This window comes from Candidatus Pelagisphaera phototrophica (genome assembly GCF_014529625.1).
Lineage (GTDB): Bacteria > Verrucomicrobiota > Verrucomicrobiia > Opitutales > Opitutaceae > Pelagisphaera > Pelagisphaera phototrophica.
The window spans coordinates 508,938-523,946 of sequence record NZ_CP076039.1 but is presented as its reverse complement, the minus strand read 5'-3'; the positions used below and the strand labels follow the sequence as shown (position 1 = coordinate 523,946).

12 protein-coding genes are annotated in these 15,009 nt (G+C 51.3%); 5 read left to right on the top strand and 7 right to left on the bottom strand.

Annotated features, from left to right (window positions below):
- The first annotated feature begins 32 nt into the window (after window positions 1–32).
- The 5 genes from GA004_RS02430 (at window position 33) to GA004_RS02410 (ending at window position 7,241) form a co-directional block, all read left to right on the top strand.
- Entirely contained in the window at window positions 33–1,016 is a 984-nt protein-coding gene (locus GA004_RS02430) for a sugar-binding protein (protein WP_283395702.1), read from the top strand.
- Between the two features lie 171 nt (window positions 1,017–1,187).
- Window positions 1,188–2,693 carry a sugar ABC transporter ATP-binding protein gene (locus GA004_RS02425; RefSeq protein WP_283395701.1) on the top strand — a complete coding sequence of 502 codons (1,506 nt, stop codon included), beginning with the start codon at window positions 1,188–1,190 and terminating at the stop codon, window positions 2,691–2,693.
- A gap of 6 nt (window positions 2,694–2,699) precedes the next feature.
- Window positions 2,700–3,758 (top strand): ABC transporter permease, encoded by a 1,059-nt coding sequence (locus GA004_RS02420; RefSeq protein WP_283395700.1) that lies wholly within the window; start codon window positions 2,700–2,702, stop codon window positions 3,756–3,758.
- Between the two features lie 295 nt (window positions 3,759–4,053).
- Window positions 4,054–5,595, top strand: coding sequence for a sulfatase family protein (locus tag GA004_RS02415; RefSeq protein ID WP_283395699.1), 1,542 nt, complete (start codon window positions 4,054–4,056; stop codon window positions 5,593–5,595).
- A 110-nt stretch (window positions 5,596–5,705) separates the two neighbouring features.
- Window positions 5,706–7,241 (top strand): sulfatase family protein, encoded by a 1,536-nt coding sequence (locus GA004_RS02410; RefSeq protein ID WP_283395698.1) that lies wholly within the window; start codon window positions 5,706–5,708, stop codon window positions 7,239–7,241.
- On the opposite strand, the gene GA004_RS17870 is transcribed toward GA004_RS02410, so the two are convergent.
- The 7 genes from GA004_RS17870 to GA004_RS02380 all read right to left on the bottom strand — a co-directional run bounded on the left by GA004_RS17870 (window position 7,169) and on the right by GA004_RS02380 (window position 14,806).
- On the bottom strand, window positions 7,169–7,615 hold the full coding sequence (locus GA004_RS17870; RefSeq protein ID WP_343218835.1) for a peptidylprolyl isomerase: 447 nt from the start codon (window positions 7,613–7,615) through the stop codon (window positions 7,169–7,171). The genes GA004_RS02410 and GA004_RS17870 overlap by 73 nt on opposite strands.
- A gap of 167 nt (window positions 7,616–7,782) precedes the next feature.
- On the bottom strand, window positions 7,783–10,443 hold the full coding sequence (locus GA004_RS02405; RefSeq protein ID WP_283395697.1) for a DUF1588 domain-containing protein: 2,661 nt from the start codon (window positions 10,441–10,443) through the stop codon (window positions 7,783–7,785).
- A 34-nt stretch (window positions 10,444–10,477) separates the two neighbouring features.
- Window positions 10,478–11,749, bottom strand: a complete 1,272-nt coding sequence (locus GA004_RS02400) for a DUF1552 domain-containing protein (protein ID WP_283395696.1) — start codon at window positions 11,747–11,749, stop codon at window positions 10,478–10,480.
- 143 nt (window positions 11,750–11,892) lie between these two features.
- Complete coding sequence (locus tag GA004_RS02395; protein WP_283395695.1) at window positions 11,893–12,384, bottom strand: DUF3299 domain-containing protein; 492 nt, start codon at window positions 12,382–12,384, stop codon at window positions 11,893–11,895.
- A 51-nt stretch (window positions 12,385–12,435) separates the two neighbouring features.
- Window positions 12,436–12,915, bottom strand: coding sequence for a hypothetical protein (locus GA004_RS02390; protein WP_283395694.1), 480 nt, complete (start codon window positions 12,913–12,915; stop codon window positions 12,436–12,438).
- Window positions 12,912–14,114, bottom strand: coding sequence for an ABC transporter permease (locus GA004_RS02385; RefSeq protein ID WP_283395693.1), 1,203 nt, complete (start codon window positions 14,112–14,114; stop codon window positions 12,912–12,914). The genes GA004_RS02390 and GA004_RS02385 overlap by 4 nt, the downstream gene beginning before the upstream one ends.
- Entirely contained in the window at window positions 14,111–14,806 is a 696-nt protein-coding gene (locus GA004_RS02380; RefSeq protein ID WP_283395692.1) for an ABC transporter ATP-binding protein, read from the bottom strand. The genes GA004_RS02385 and GA004_RS02380 overlap by 4 nt, the downstream gene beginning before the upstream one ends.
- Between the last annotated feature and the right edge of the window lie 203 nt (window positions 14,807–15,009).

Sequence of the window (15,009 nt, the reverse complement as noted above, 5' to 3'; positions counted from 1 at the left end):
AGAATAGTCGTCGCTCACTTCCATCAATCGCTATGCAATACATCAAAACAATCACCTCAATCGCCCTACTTTCCCTAGTAGCGTGTAGTGGACCAGACGATACTAGCACCTCCAGCATCAAAAAAACGAAGCTTTGTTTCATCACTAATGTGTCCGCAGACTTCTGGACCTACGCGGAAGCAGGAGCGAAAGCCGCCGAAAGGGATTTCGGAGACATCGAAGCGTTGTTTCGCACCGGCGACGGAACCACGACCAAACAAAAGCAGATTGTCGATGATCTATTGGTAAGCGGAGTGAAAGGCGTAGCCATAAGCCCTACGAGCGCGAAGAATCAAATACGGATGATCAATGAATGGGCAACCGATACCCCTTTGATCACCGTCGACAGCGATTCTCCAGATTCTGACCGAATTTGCTACTTGGGAACTGATAACATAGAAGCGGGACGGCAATGCGGCGAACTGGTCAAGGAAGCACTCCCAAATGGAGGAAAAATAATGGTTTTTGTCGGAATTAAAGACATGCAAAACTCAATTGAGCGATTCCAAGGGCTAAAAGAAGCCGTAGCGGGATCCGGAATCGAAGTAGTCGATCTGCGCACTGATGGGGGGGACGCCTCTAAAGCGAGAGCCAATGCGGAAGACGCACTTACCGCCCATCCTGATCTTGCCGGAATGGTCGGTCTATGGGGATACAACCCACCCGCATGCCTAGAGGCCGTTCGGGCCGCAGGCTTGATTGGGAAAGTCCAGATCATCGCATTCGACGAATCGCCAAAAACCCTTGAAGGGATCGATGCCGGAGAGATACACGGCACGGTTATTCAAAACCCCTATCAATTCGGCTACGACTCAATGGCCTTGCTTCGCGAGTTGGTGCTCGAAGGAAAATCACCGAACGAAGCCGGTATTCCTGAGAACAAAATCATTCACGTGGCCACTCGAGTGCTCCGTAAAGGCGAAGGGCTTAAATACAAGGCCCAATGTGACACTTGGAAAGCATCGATCGCCAACTGAGGTAGGGCTGCTCAGCCGTTCGGCTGAGCTCACGGCCGTAGCCTTGAGCAGCCGCGACGGAAAAGTTCGGATTCGGCCGCTTAAGGATAAGAGGCGCTACCATTGACTAAAGAACCAACCTCACCCAATTTATTTGTTAAGCATTCAACTTTCACCCTTCAGCCTCAACAATTGCCCCCTCTCCTCCAACTATCCCAAGTTTCGAAATCCTTCGGAGTCGTCCAGGCACTTTCGAAAGTAGATTTTGAGATATCGGCAGGAGAAATCGTCGGCCTGATTGGGGAAAACGGGGCCGGCAAATCAACCCTCATGAAAATCCTCGGTGGTATTCACCCGCCGAGCACTGGCCAAATACGCTTCAATAAGGCCCCTGTAACCATTCAAGGAGCGAAAGCGGCGGAACAGCTCGGCATCAGCTTCGTTCATCAAGAACTCAACCTGCTCGACAACATAGATATCGCGGGGAACATTTTCCTGGCTCGCGAACCCAGACGCTTCGGTTGCATAGATCAGGGGGTGCTACATAAAATGGCCCTGCCCATTCTCGAAGAGCTCGGGCTCCATCTGGATCCACGAACTTCCGTCTCTCGATTGACAAATGGCCAGCAACAACTGGTGGAAATCGCCAAGGCATTGTCGATGGATGCCAAACTTCTGATTCTGGACGAGCCCACTTCAAGCCTTTCTATCCAAGAAGCCGATACACTCTTAAATTTGGTGAAGAAAATGAAGGGTCAAGGCATGGCGATCATTTTCATTTCGCATCGATTGTCGGAGGTCGAGAAAATCGCCGATCGAGTGGTCGGTCTTCGCGATGGAGAAAACGCGGGTGAACTGAACGCTGAAGATATCAGTCGGGATCGAATGATCTCTATGATGATTGGCCGTGACTTGAGCGAAGTGTATCCAGAAAGCAATCCGGTTAATACCGAAACTGTCTTTTCAGTTGAAAACTTCAGCACTCGAAGATGGCCCAAAGGCAATGCTAGTTTTTCGGTCCGAGCCGGAGAAATCCTTGGCATAGCAGGTCTTGTAGGGGCCGGTCGATCAGAGCTTGCTCAAGCCTTGTTTGGCGTCGATTCCTCGCCCTCCGGGACGATGTCCGTAAACGGGCAACCGCTTACCCGAGGAAAAGTAAAAGAGGCGATCGCTAATGGCGTCTTCCTCGCCCCCGAGGATCGCAAAGCCAGCGGATTGATTCTGGAGATGACCATCCGTGAGAACATGACCCTAAATTCGCTCAGCCAGTTTAGCAGACACTCTCGTATCGAATTCAAATCCGAGCGGATCCGAACAGATGAATGGCTACGGGAATTCGGCGTTAAGGCTCCGACTGTCGAACTACCCGTATCCAGTCTTAGCGGAGGAAATCAGCAAAAGGTTGTCCTTTCAAAATGGATGACTCTTGCCCCCAAAGTAATGATCTTCGACGAACCCACACGCGGAATTGACATGGGGGCCAGGCAAGAAATTTACCAGGCGATCGTCCGTCTAGCCGAGACGGGGTGCGCCATTCTGATGATCTCCAGCGACATGGAGGAACTTCTTGGCATGAGTCATCGGATTGCCGTCATGCGCGAAGGGACGTTGTCAGGCATTCTTGATCGGGACGCATTTTCAGAGAAAGCCATCATGACCCTGGCCGTACAGCAGAGTATCACAACGAGCACTTCCTAAAACAAGATGAATACACCCATATCCCGCTTTTTCAACCGATACCGCAAAGAAGGCTGTCTCGCCGTAGTGCTTCTCTTTGTCGCATTCTGGACAATCTTCTTTTCCCGCAATGCCGAAGCGAATGGCTTCCTTCAGTCCCTCATCGAATCGCGATTCCTCTCGCTCAGAAATTTGGAGAACCTCTCCCGCCAAGTAGGCATGTATGGAATATTCAGCCTTGGGATGGGGCTGGTCATCATCTCTGGGGGGATCGACCTCTCAGTAGGATCACTGATGGCTCTTTTCGGGACAGTCTTTTTCTTCTTCCTCACGGGATCGCATGCCTGGATTCCCGGTATGCCGTGGGCTCCCGCGATTCTGGTGCTCATTCTTTTTTCAGTAATGGTTGGAGTCTTGCACGGCTGGCTTATCGCAAAAATTCGAATGCCTGCTTTCGTCGTTACCCTGTGCGGATTACTTGGATACCGTGGCCTAGCCCAGACCATGACGCACGACACCGCCATCGGCTACTACGATGCCAAGTTCAATGTAGAGGGGCTTGAACGTCTCTTGACGGGCAAGATTTTCGGATTACCTGCGGCTTTCATCACCTTCATCGCAATCTGTCTTATCGTCTACTATCTCCTCCACCTTTCTGTATTCGGACGCTACCTACTCGCACTGGGACGCAATGAACAAGCGGCCCGCTACTCTGGTATCAATACGATTCTAATCATGGCCTTTGCCTACATCATTTGCAGCGTGCTGGCTGCCGTTTCTGCCCTCTTCTTCGCCCTCTACACCGCTGATGTGGTTCCTTCGATTCATGGCAACTTCTTCGAGCTCTACGCAATCGCGGGAGCCGTGCTCGGAGGTTGCAGTCTTCGCGGTGGCGAAGGGACCGTCATTGGGATTATTCTCGGAACTACCGTGCTACTCGTTCTCCAGAATATGGTCAATCTCCTCGGATATGATAGTTCGTTCAGCAAAGTCATCACCGCCCTCGTCATCCTTGGCGGGGTCCTCGTTGACCGCTTCGACATTTGGAGACTTCTTTCCCGCCCGAAAAATGCGTCGGCGGCTTAAAGGCAGGATGGCGGGTCGGCTGACCCCCGCACGTCGGTCTACCGTTCTCCGCAAACATCAAATCGTTCCAACTACGCGAATAACCAGTCCCTATCTCAGTTCACACGTAGTGCTAGCGCTAGCCCTACGTTCGGGATGTGTAAGAACGGTTTTACACCGCGATCCCAAGACAAATTCATTCCATTAGGCTTTCGTTATCTTATCAACTAACCCATAAAGGAAGGGATCGACGGCCCTGCGATCCGCCACTCCAACCGACACGAAACGTCGGCCCCAAACACAAATCAGCACCCCAATGAAAATTCCCCCCAAATCCCTCATCCTCCTTCTTGGTTCGTTCTTCTTCGTTCTCAATTCTGCAACCGCGGCCCCTCCCAACGTGGTGGTCATCTTCGCCGACGACCTTGGCTACGGCGATCTAAGTTGCTACGGCGCCACCAAGATCAATACCCCCCATATCGACCAACTCGCCTCAGAAGGTCGCCGCTTTACCGATGCCCATTCTGCCTCAGCGGTTTGCACGCCTTCGCGGTACAATCTGATCACAGGTGAATACGCCTTTCGGGGGAATCACTGGACACCCGTTTTCCTAAAGGTCGGGTTAATCATCGATCCAAATCAAACGACAGTCGCCGATGTGATGAAACGCGCCGGCTACAAGACGTCCATCATAGGCAAGTGGCATCTAGGCTTCGGCGAAGACACCCCCAACTGGAACGGCGACCTAAAGCCCGGTCCCTTGGAACTCGGATTTGACTACTACTTCGGCGTGCCGGTTGTGAACAGCCACCCGCCTTTTGTGTATGTAGAGAATCATCGGGTAGTCGGACTGGTTCCAGAAGATCCGTTCGTCTACGGCCAAACGGCCAACACAGAAGTCTTTCCGGAAAAGAGAAAACTCGACGATATCGGTGGGGCTGATGCGGCTCACGCCCTTTACAAAGATCGCGAAGTGGGAACCAAGCTCACGGAAAAATCGGTGAAGTGGATACGCGAACACAAAGAGGATCCGTTTTTCCTGATTCTTTCTACCACCAACATTCATCATCCCTTCACTCCTGCTCCCCGCTTTCAAGGGACCAGCGAGGCGGGTCGCTATGGTGACTTCGTACACGAACTCGACTGGATGGTCGGCGAGGTAATGGACACTTTGAAAGAAGAAGGCCTAGACGAAAACACTCTGGTTCTATTCACCAGCGACAATGGTGGTATGTTCAACGTCGGCGGGCAGGATGCCTGGAAGGCGGGGCATCGCCTGAATGGGGATTTGCTAGGATTCAAGTTCGGTGCCTGGGAAGGCGGCCATCGCGTTCCGTTCATCGCCTACTGGCCAGGTAAGATCCCCGCCGGAACTGTTTCCGATCAGTTGATCAGTAATGTGGACCTAATCGCCACTATGGCGGCTTTGGTCGATCAACCTCTCAACAATCAGGAGGGGCCAGACAGTTTCAATATTCTCCCTGCCTTAACTGATTTCCCAGAAAAGCAAATACGCAACCACCTCATATTGAGCCCCAATAAAAAGACGAATCTAACCATCCGAAAGGACAAGTGGGTTTATATCGATGCTCAAGGAAGTGGTGGTTTTCGGGGAAGACTGGAGACGGATTACGAGCGAGGAGGCCCAGGCGCCTTGTTGTTGACCCAACACGTCAACAGCGATATCCGAAATGGAAAACTAAAGTCTAATGCCCCGCCCGCACAGCTTTACGATCTGGAAGCCGACCTAACCCAAACTCGAAATCTTTACCACCAACACCCCGAAATTGCCCGAGAAATGAAAGCACTCCTCGAACGCTACAAGAAAGCCCCCCGAACCGCCCCCGAACGAAACTGAATTTCCCCCAATCAAGGTAGGGATCGACGGCCCGGCGATCCGCATTGCCTAGCATCATCCCACCGCCGCAGACCGCCGGGCCGTCGGTCCCTACGTCAAGCAACACTATCATGAAACACCTTTCCAAAGTCCTCTCCCTTTTTCTTGCATCTTACTTCTTTATTCTCGTTTCAGCCACCGCTCAGCGCCCCCCTAACGTCGTGGTCATTTTCGCCGACGACCTAGGCTACGGCGACACCAGCTGCTATGGAGCTACCAAGGTTCGGACCCCCCACATAGACCAACTAGCCTCAGAAGGTCGCCGCTTTACCGATGCTCACGCAGCCTCTGCTGTCTGCACGCCCTCCCGCTACTGCTTGCTAACCGGCGAATACGCTTTTCGCGACGACCATTGGGCTCCTGTCTTTTTAAAGGTGGGACTCATCGTTGATCCCAATCAAACGACCGTCGCCGATGTGATGAAACGGTCAGGATACATTACTGCCTGCATCGGAAAATGGCATCTGGGCTTTGGCGAAGAAACACCCGATTGGAATGGGGAGCTCAAGCCCGGGCCGCTCGAGCTAGGATTCGACTACTACTTCGGAATGCCGGTGGTAAATAGCCATCCTCCCTTCGTCTACGTCGAGAATCATCACGTAGTGGGAATCGATCCGAGCGATCCTTTCGTCTATGACGAAGTAGCGGATACACCGATACATCTGGAAAAGATGGGCATCAACCAGATCGGCGGGGCAAAGGCCGCCCATGCCATCTACGATGACACCTACGTCGGCACAACCCTAGCGGGTATAGCGGTGTCCTGGATCAAGGAAAACAAAGACGACCCGTTTTTCCTCTACTTCGCCACCACCAATATCCACCATCCCTTTACGCCCCATCCCAGATTCCAAGGCACCAGCGAGGCGGGTCGTTATGGCGACTTCATTCATGAGCTGGACTGGATCGTAGGCGAAGTGACTCGAACGCTAGAAGACGAAGGTTTGGCCGAAAACACGCTGGTCGTCTTTACCAGCGACAACGGCGGCATGATCAACCTCGGGGGACAGGAAGCCTGGAAACAGGGTCATAATCAAAACGGTGATCTGCTTGGGTTCAAATTCGACGCTTGGGAAGGGGGCCACCGCGTTCCCTTCATCGCCCGTTGGCCAGGAAAGATCCCCGCTGGAACCGTATCGGATCAGTTGGTTTCCAACGTTGACCTTGTCGCAACACTGGCAGCGCTGACTGACCAGGAGCTCAATGACGACGAAGGACCAGATAGTTACAATATTCTACCCGCACTGACCAGTGACCCCAAAACACAAATACGTGATCATCTAGTTTTGGCCGCTTTTCGGGAAACGCATCTTTCCCTAAGAGACGGTGACTGGATGTATATCCCCGCCCAAGCGGGAGGGGGCTTCAGCAGTCCAGAACTCAGAACACATGGCTTTGGCGGATTTCCGGCTGTCGATTTTGCCGGACAGAAAAATAGCGATATGGAAAACGGCAATATAAAACCCGAAGCCCCCAAGGAGCAGCTTTACAATTTGAGAAAGGACTTTCGCCAAGCTAACAACGTCATTCGCGATCACCCAGAAATCGCCGAAGCCCTGAAACGGCGCCTAGACGAAATTCGTGAAGCAAACGGAACACGTCTATGAGGGCCAAATCGTTCAAAATCCTGACCATCCGGATTGTGCTTACCACCATAGTCGAGAATGGGCTGATCATTGATGCAGATAAAAAATTCCGAAGTCCCTGAGTCGGGCTCGCTTCGAGCCATAGACAATGTTCCATGACGATGCTTGAGTCCCGTCTCACTTGTCCTCTCCAACACAATGGAATCAAACGATAAGGCCTCCTCCTTCCTAGCCAATCCCCCTTGGATCACTTCAATTTTCACCGTATTGTGTTCCTGATTATCCATCCTAACAACACGGCAAACACTACCACCCTCAAAATGACCTCCATCGACATACTTTAGGAAGTTCGCGACTGTCACTGGGGCTTCATCAGGAAAGAGCTCGAAACGGATCTATCCCGCCGTAGTCACAAGATTCACATTTATCGGTTCGGCATAGGCAAAGTTTGCTAAGCTCAAAAAAAAGGCCGCGAAGGCAACTTTACTATCGATACGAAAATGGGTCATTTCACAACTACACCGTCTGGAAAACTAAACGGTTTTTGCCAAGACTAGGCAAACTATCTCGTCCGGAAACTCTCCGAATCAACCAGGTCTAGAAGCAAGTCCTTGAAACCTTCCTCAGTCTCAGCATTCGCATCAACAATCTTCCCAATGAGCTTCCGGTCACTGAAGTTCATAGAACGGCCGGTGGCATAGGTGAGGAGCTTTTCAGAAAGGCATTCGGCGAAGGGTGTTATGTCATTCACAAGATAGGTTTTAAGGTCTCTGATATCTCGCAAGATAGTGCCGCCGGGTAAAACACCGTCCGTCTCGACAGGAAGGCCTTTGTTTGACTTGTCTTTGGATTTTCCCGCCAGATTTGGATAGTGGGTTCGCCAACGGCCGATCGGATCGAACGACTCGAAAACAAACCCTATCGGATCGATTTTCTTGTGGCACCCCGCGCAAGAGTCATCTGACATATGGGCCGCAAGCATCTCACGGGGTGTCTCCGCTTTGGAAGTATCAGGGGTTAAAGCGGGAACGGCATCGGGCGGATCCCGAGGCGGATCCCCTAGAATATTCTCTAACATCCATACCCCGCGAACAACCGGTTGGGTATCAACTCCGTTCGCCGTTGCGGTCATGACCCCTGCCATCCCAAGTATTCCTCCGTACCGACCCCCTTTTTCAAACTCCACCCTCTGTAGATCTTTCGGGTCATTGGTTTTACTCATCGTAAGCTCGTATACATGAGTGCCGATCGATTCATTCGTGTAAGTAAAACCAGGATCGATAAAGTCTACTACGGGTCTATTCGAAGCCAACATCTCTGTGAAGAAGAGTTTGGGCTCGGTTATGAGCGATCTCTTTTCTTCATCCCCGTATTTAAACTTCCTTGGCTCTGGGAAAAGTGTTTTGTCGGGAGTAAGTTGATCTAACGCCGCCAAGTCCAACCATTGGTCGAGAAAACTCTCAATAAAAGTATTCGATTCTTTTTTACTCAGCAATCGGATTGCTTGGTCGCGCAACTTCGATGAATCCAAAAGCACTCCACTCCGAGCCAATTTGAAGAGTTCATCATCAGGAGGGCGTGAAGTTAGAAAATAGGACAACCGCGATGCTAAATCAAAAGAATCCAGAGGTCCTGATTCAAAATCTCGGTACAGAAAGTAAGGCGATGTCAAAGCCGTTCGAAAGGCAAAATGCAATCCATCCTCCATTCGGCCCGATGATCCCCGCTCCGCTTCGACCATAGCTGCGTATTCATCGATAACGGACTTTTTAACCGGGCGGCGAAATACTCGGGGAAGAAACTCCTGCAAAAACTCTTCTACAGCAGCCTGATCCGTTTTGCCCTTCAGGGATGCCATCAGTTGACTTGAGCGGTCTTTCCAGTATAGATCGTCCGCACCATCAGCTAACTCAATGGGGCCGAACGCTATTGCTTTGTGGACATCCAGGGCAGGGCCTTCCTCGAAATGCTTGTACTGCAGGACTTCGGTCGTCAGGCGAAGGTTCTTTGTCACGAGCTTGACCAGCTCGTCCAGCGACTCCTCTTCAGGAGGCTCTGGAAGCAGGTCTGATTTCATTAGAGTTTTCAATCGCTCCCAGCCAATGCGACCTCGTTCGACCACCCCATCGGCTTGCTTATAGGCTGCGGCAAGGAGCGGTTCCTCGATAAAGAGCTTTTTCACATGAGTTGGGAGTTTTTCCCTATCCTCGGCCAACAAAGAATTTCCGTACCGTAGCGCAATGGTCTCCCCTTTTTCGAGGAGCACCTCCATCGAATATTCCCTACTGGAGGATTCTAAGATCTCGAATTCACCCAACAACCGAATCGAGTCTATTCGTTGACCAGGAGCTTCAACCGCATCAACCGCATGAACGCTGCATATAATCGAATCCCCTTCAGTAGGATTAAAGGCTGAAAGCTCCAAATTGACGCGATAAATGCCGGTAGTGCTCGCCTCGAATTTACTTGGCCAACTAGCGCTAGCCGATATGGCCTCCGAACTAGAAACCAATCTCATCACATCGTCGATAAGAAGGCCTGATGAGTAGGCATAGGTGAAATCAGCCGCAGTCAAGTTAGACTGGGATGGCTCAATCGGCTTTCGCAATGGGGGAAAAAACTTTTCAGCCAAGTCAGTCGCAACTTCTGAATACGACTGCATCAGCGCACCCGACAAGGGGAGTGCTTCGCTTTGATTATCGAAACCATGAGATTCGCTGTCGATTGGAAAGCTATCTGGAAGTACGTATTCAATATCCAGTAAGGAGTTGATGCTATTGACGTACTCTCTCCGATTGAGTCGCCGGATCACGGTACCACCAATAGGCGAATGCTTAGATAGTGATGCATCTAGCCAGCCGATGAGTCGGGCTCTTTCTTCAGTGGATGGCTGGCGTTTTTTCTTGGGAGGCATCTCACCCGACTTAAGCATTCTGAGGGCACGCTCCCAAATATCGAGCCTCTCCTTTTGCTGCCAGTCGATCGCGAGCTCCTCAAGACTAACCTCTCCTTTTCTTTCGATGTCATCGTGGCAATCGAGGCAGTAGGACCCTAGCAAAGCGTATTCAGTTTTGGGTATCGGCTCGTTCGCATGAGCGATCACTGGAACTAAGAGGATAAAAATCGCCCAATAGATACTGGAAATCTGGTGGTGCTGCTTATCCCTAAGCAGCCGCTTCTTTCGCCTATTCTCCGGCTGCTTAGGGATAAGCAGCCCTACCACTAATTCGATTGCCCGGATCACGCAGTTAACCTGTCTAAACCAAATATTGGTTCATGCTCCGGTTAGCATTGGAAAACTGGTTTTGCTCGATTCCCATCTGCTGGAGCATTGTAATGTATAGATCGCCTAGCAATGGCGCTTCGGAACGATCCCGGTCGATCGCAATATGAGACCCGTGCTTCAAGCTGCCGCCGGCTAAAAACACAGGGAGATTCGCGTTTGAGTGGCGGCTAGCGTCACCCATGCCGGCACCCCAAAGAACAAAGGTTGATTCAAGTAGTGGTGCGCCTTTGGCATCCGTCTTCGTCTTCAGCTGGTCTAGGAAACCCGACAGCAGGCGCATGTGTTCACTCTCAACCTTGATCAAGTCCGCAATAAGCCCAGGATTGTTACCGTGATGCGAGAGAGCATGGTAACCCGCTGAAAGGACCTCGCCATTGATCGTAAACACTTCACCCAATCCTGGCAGGAACATCGTAATCACTCGGGTCGAATCCGTTTCCAGAGCCAATGCCATCAGATCGTACATGAGAGCCTGGTTTTCCAGCATTAAAGTGGGAGCGATAGGATCGAATTTAGGGAGTTGATAATCAACCTGAGGTCTCGGTTCATTCAAGCCCTTCAATTGGCGCTCCATTCGATTTTCGAGATCGCGCACGGATTGGAAATACTCGTCCAGCTTAGCGCGGTCCTTAGCGCTCACCGTATTTTGCAGATGCCTCGCCTCGCCCGTCACTTTGTCTAACGAACTTTTACCGCTCTTAATCAAGTACTCCGTTCGCTCAACATCGTCCGGAAGCCCAAAGAGGGTCTGATAAACGACGCTGGGCCTTTCAATCATCGGCAGTGGGACCCCTTGCCGGTTGTAAACCATCTTCTGACGAAAGCTGCCGCGCCCCGTGCTCAGCTGAAGTGATGCGATACGGCTCTTAGCTCCCAATTGCTCTGCTGCGATCTGGTCAAGCGTGACATCCCCAACATTATTTCCGCAAAGGAAATTATCCCAGTTTTTGTGTCCGTTTCCAGACCGGTGATCCAATCCCGAGAAAAGCGTAAACTCCTCTTTGTGCCTCATCAACGGCTTCAAGAGTGGAGTTACACCAAAATTCGAACCCGTCTCACCTGGAAAAAACGAAGGAGCATGCAGCCCGAGGTTGGCTCCCACACAAACGAGTCTTTTCGCCTTCCCCGAAGCGCCGAGAGTCTTTTGAACCGCAGAGGCTAATGGAACTGACTCCAGAGCCGGAAGGGCGAGGGTCATTCCAACCGCTCTTAAAAAATGACGTCTAGAAAGGTTGAGCTTCATGGGGGGTTGAGACTTTTGAGATTACCACTATTTTCTCTAAAAACCTAAACTCTGGACTCAAATCGATTCAACCCAATTCCAATTGGACACTGTTATTCCTAAATCAATCACGGCTCACGCTCCAATCAGTGAGCTAACAGAGGCTAGAACTTTCCGATTTCCACCTTCTGGCCACGAACCGCATACAGGTGACTGAAAAAACCGTTTTCCCAGGTCTCCTCGATCGATAGCCTGCCATGGAGCGTAATGGGTACATTGTCCACCGCCAGAGCACCAGGGCCAGACATCTTGACATAGATGAACTCATTATAAGAAGGCATAACTCCATAGCAGCAGGCCATAGTATTGGCGACCAAGAGAAACTCCTGCACGACCTGGCCGTCAGACTTGATCGGCATCATGTAGCCGGTTATCGAAATACTCTTCTTATCGAGCTTATACACCTCCTCCGGGAGGAAGCTCATGAGATAGGCCTTATCCCCTCGAACCACTTTGTCTCCCAATTCGGGTACCTCTGGCTGGTATTCAAACGCACTCAGATCAGCCAGGCTCAAGGTAAGATCCTCAGCGAAAGCGAGGGGAGTGATGATCCCGCAAACCGAAAGTGCCAAAACAGTAAAAAATCCTCTTTTCATAACAACCGTAGATTCAACGACCTCAAGACTCTAGTGAAGTTTCCTGAAAACTCAATGCTTCCCTTCCGGGAAGTTAAACTCCACTTGGGAAAACGGCTGGCGGAACACGACGATTTCATCGATTAGGACAGGAAAACGACTCTCGCCGCTTAAGCCCTCCACTTTTGCCGTGAACTGAGCGGTATCCCCTACGGTTTCTCCTGTGGCTGAATTAGCTGTTGCCTTAAAAACGGCCTCTTTGCCGTCCATCGTCACTTCGATCGCCTCTTGCTCGATCCGCACAAATCGCTCCGCTCCGCCATCAAGGATGTAGAAGATCCACTCTCCCGGTCGCTCACCAGGGACCAGCTCAAGTTGAGCGATGTGGTTTCCCAGCATGACCAAGCTACCCCCATGAGGAGCCGCGTGGTAGTGACCGCCACTTGAGTCTTCACTCGGTTCGCTCGGCTGGGAACATCCTGTCCCTAGTAGCAATGATCCTAGTAGGGCAAACAATACCCCCACATTCTTGATAGCTTTTTTGTTATTCATGATAGATTCTTAGACACATCTGTGCGATAAGCTTTTAGAGACGGCAGCAAACCCGAAAGAACCCCGATACCCAGCATTCCCAAAGGAGCCCAAATCATAGCCGCGTTGCCAGTAAAAGGATTCAACAAAACTCCAGTTTCCCGTTGTACGACTTCACCAATTGCGAATCCAAGAACCGAATACAACACAAATCCGGCCACCACCCCTGCCAAGGTCATTCCAACCGCTTCGAGTAGTGATATGGTAAATACCGTAAAACGCTTCGCACCCAATGCTCTTAGCACGGCGATGTCTCGCTTGCGCTCGTTCATCGTATTATAGAGAATTGCGAGGATGGAGCCTCCAGCGATAATCGCAACGAGTACGGCTACAGCTTGTAGGATCTTGTCGAACCAACTGATCTTGTCGAAAAATTGAACGATGGTGCGATTTGCCGGCCATGCCAGAGTCAAGCGATTGCCTTGCTTGTTGTAGAGCATGTCCAACTGGAAGCCCGCCATATTCGCACCTTGCTTGAACTTCAGTAAAGCCGCGCTTATGTCGGTAGCTGCCTTAGGGTCGTGGCCACTCATCGTCTGGATTCCACTAATCGGTATCCAAATAACTTTGTCTGCTGGGGTACCGGTCGGCTTGAGAATTCCGGTCACGGTATAGATCTCCTCGTGTTTCGCACTCTCATTGTAGATCAACCCGTGATAAGGATGAAAGGTATCCCCCACTTCCATCCCCAGTCTGCGGGCTACCAAATTGCCGACAACCGCATTCATCGACTTTTCTTCAAAGAGCGTTCCCCCTTCCTCTACCTCGAAATTACGGTCCTCGGCATAGCTGTGTTTTGACAGGTAGTCAGAAACGGTACCCACTAGGCGATATCCACGATAGTTATCACCTACTGCGATAGGATAGGCTGCTTCGATCGCGGGATATTTAGTCACCTGCTCAAAGTCCTCCCACTTCATCAAGCCCGGTGATTCGTCGAGGTGGTAGAGGGCGTTCAGCACAATTTGCAGTTTCGAGCCGCGTGGACCCAGCACCGCATCAAAACCGCCATTCGCCCCTGCAAAGGATTGTTCCGCCTCTTTCTTAAATGCCCAAACCAGCATCAGCAAACTGCATGCCAGCGCGACCGCCAGAATAGTGATGATGCTGGAAACTCGGCGCTCCCGCACGTCCCTAAATGCCATCGCAACCGGACTCATTCAATACCTCCCCCTTTGCTGCTCAAACAGGCGGCTTGGTTCAATTCCGCCAAATCAATGACTCGCCCGAATTTCGATGCCAATTGAGGATCGTGGCTGACGAAAAGAAGGGCCGCACCATTTTCCCGGCAAAGTGATTGAATGAGTTCCAGAGCTATTGCGGCATTGGTCGGGTCCAAATTCCCTGTCGGCTCGTCCGCTAAGACTAGTTTCGGCCGATTCGCCAAGGCACGCGCAATCGCGACTCGTTGCTTCTGGCCCTGCGAAAGCTGATCGGGGCGGTAATTCTGCCGATTTGCAAGACCGACACGGGCAAGGAGCTGGAGGGCATACTCACGATCCGCACCCGCTCCAAAACTCATGCCCAACTCTACATTTTCCAGGCAGGAGTACCCATTGAGTAGATTGAAGTTCTGAAATACATAGCCCAGTGAACGCGCCCGATGGGTATCTCGGGCAGACTCAGAGAGGGAACTAACATTTTCGCCGCTCAAAAGGATCTCTCCCGAATCCGCAACCACGATTCCTGCGATCAGATTCAACAAGGTAGACTTTCCCGAGCCACTCTCCCCCTGAAGCAATACCTGCTCTCCCGGTTGCAGTTCAAACGCTGTGACGTTTACAACGTCGACAAGGCCTCCCCATTCAGAAGGGTAACCTTTAACTAGATCGCGTATCGAGAGCAGGGCCATTTCCTAACAAGAACGAACAAACTAACCCTTTCCCGGTCGATTTCAAGTCTGTACGGGCTTGCGGATATAACTCTTTTCTTCAATCTCGAATCAATACCACGACGGCTGGTCAATTCCCATCCCATGAAAGAATCCGATAGCAACACTGTACCCACTGCCGATCAGAAGTGCCAACGTTGCGGTGCCCAGACCGAGAACCATCC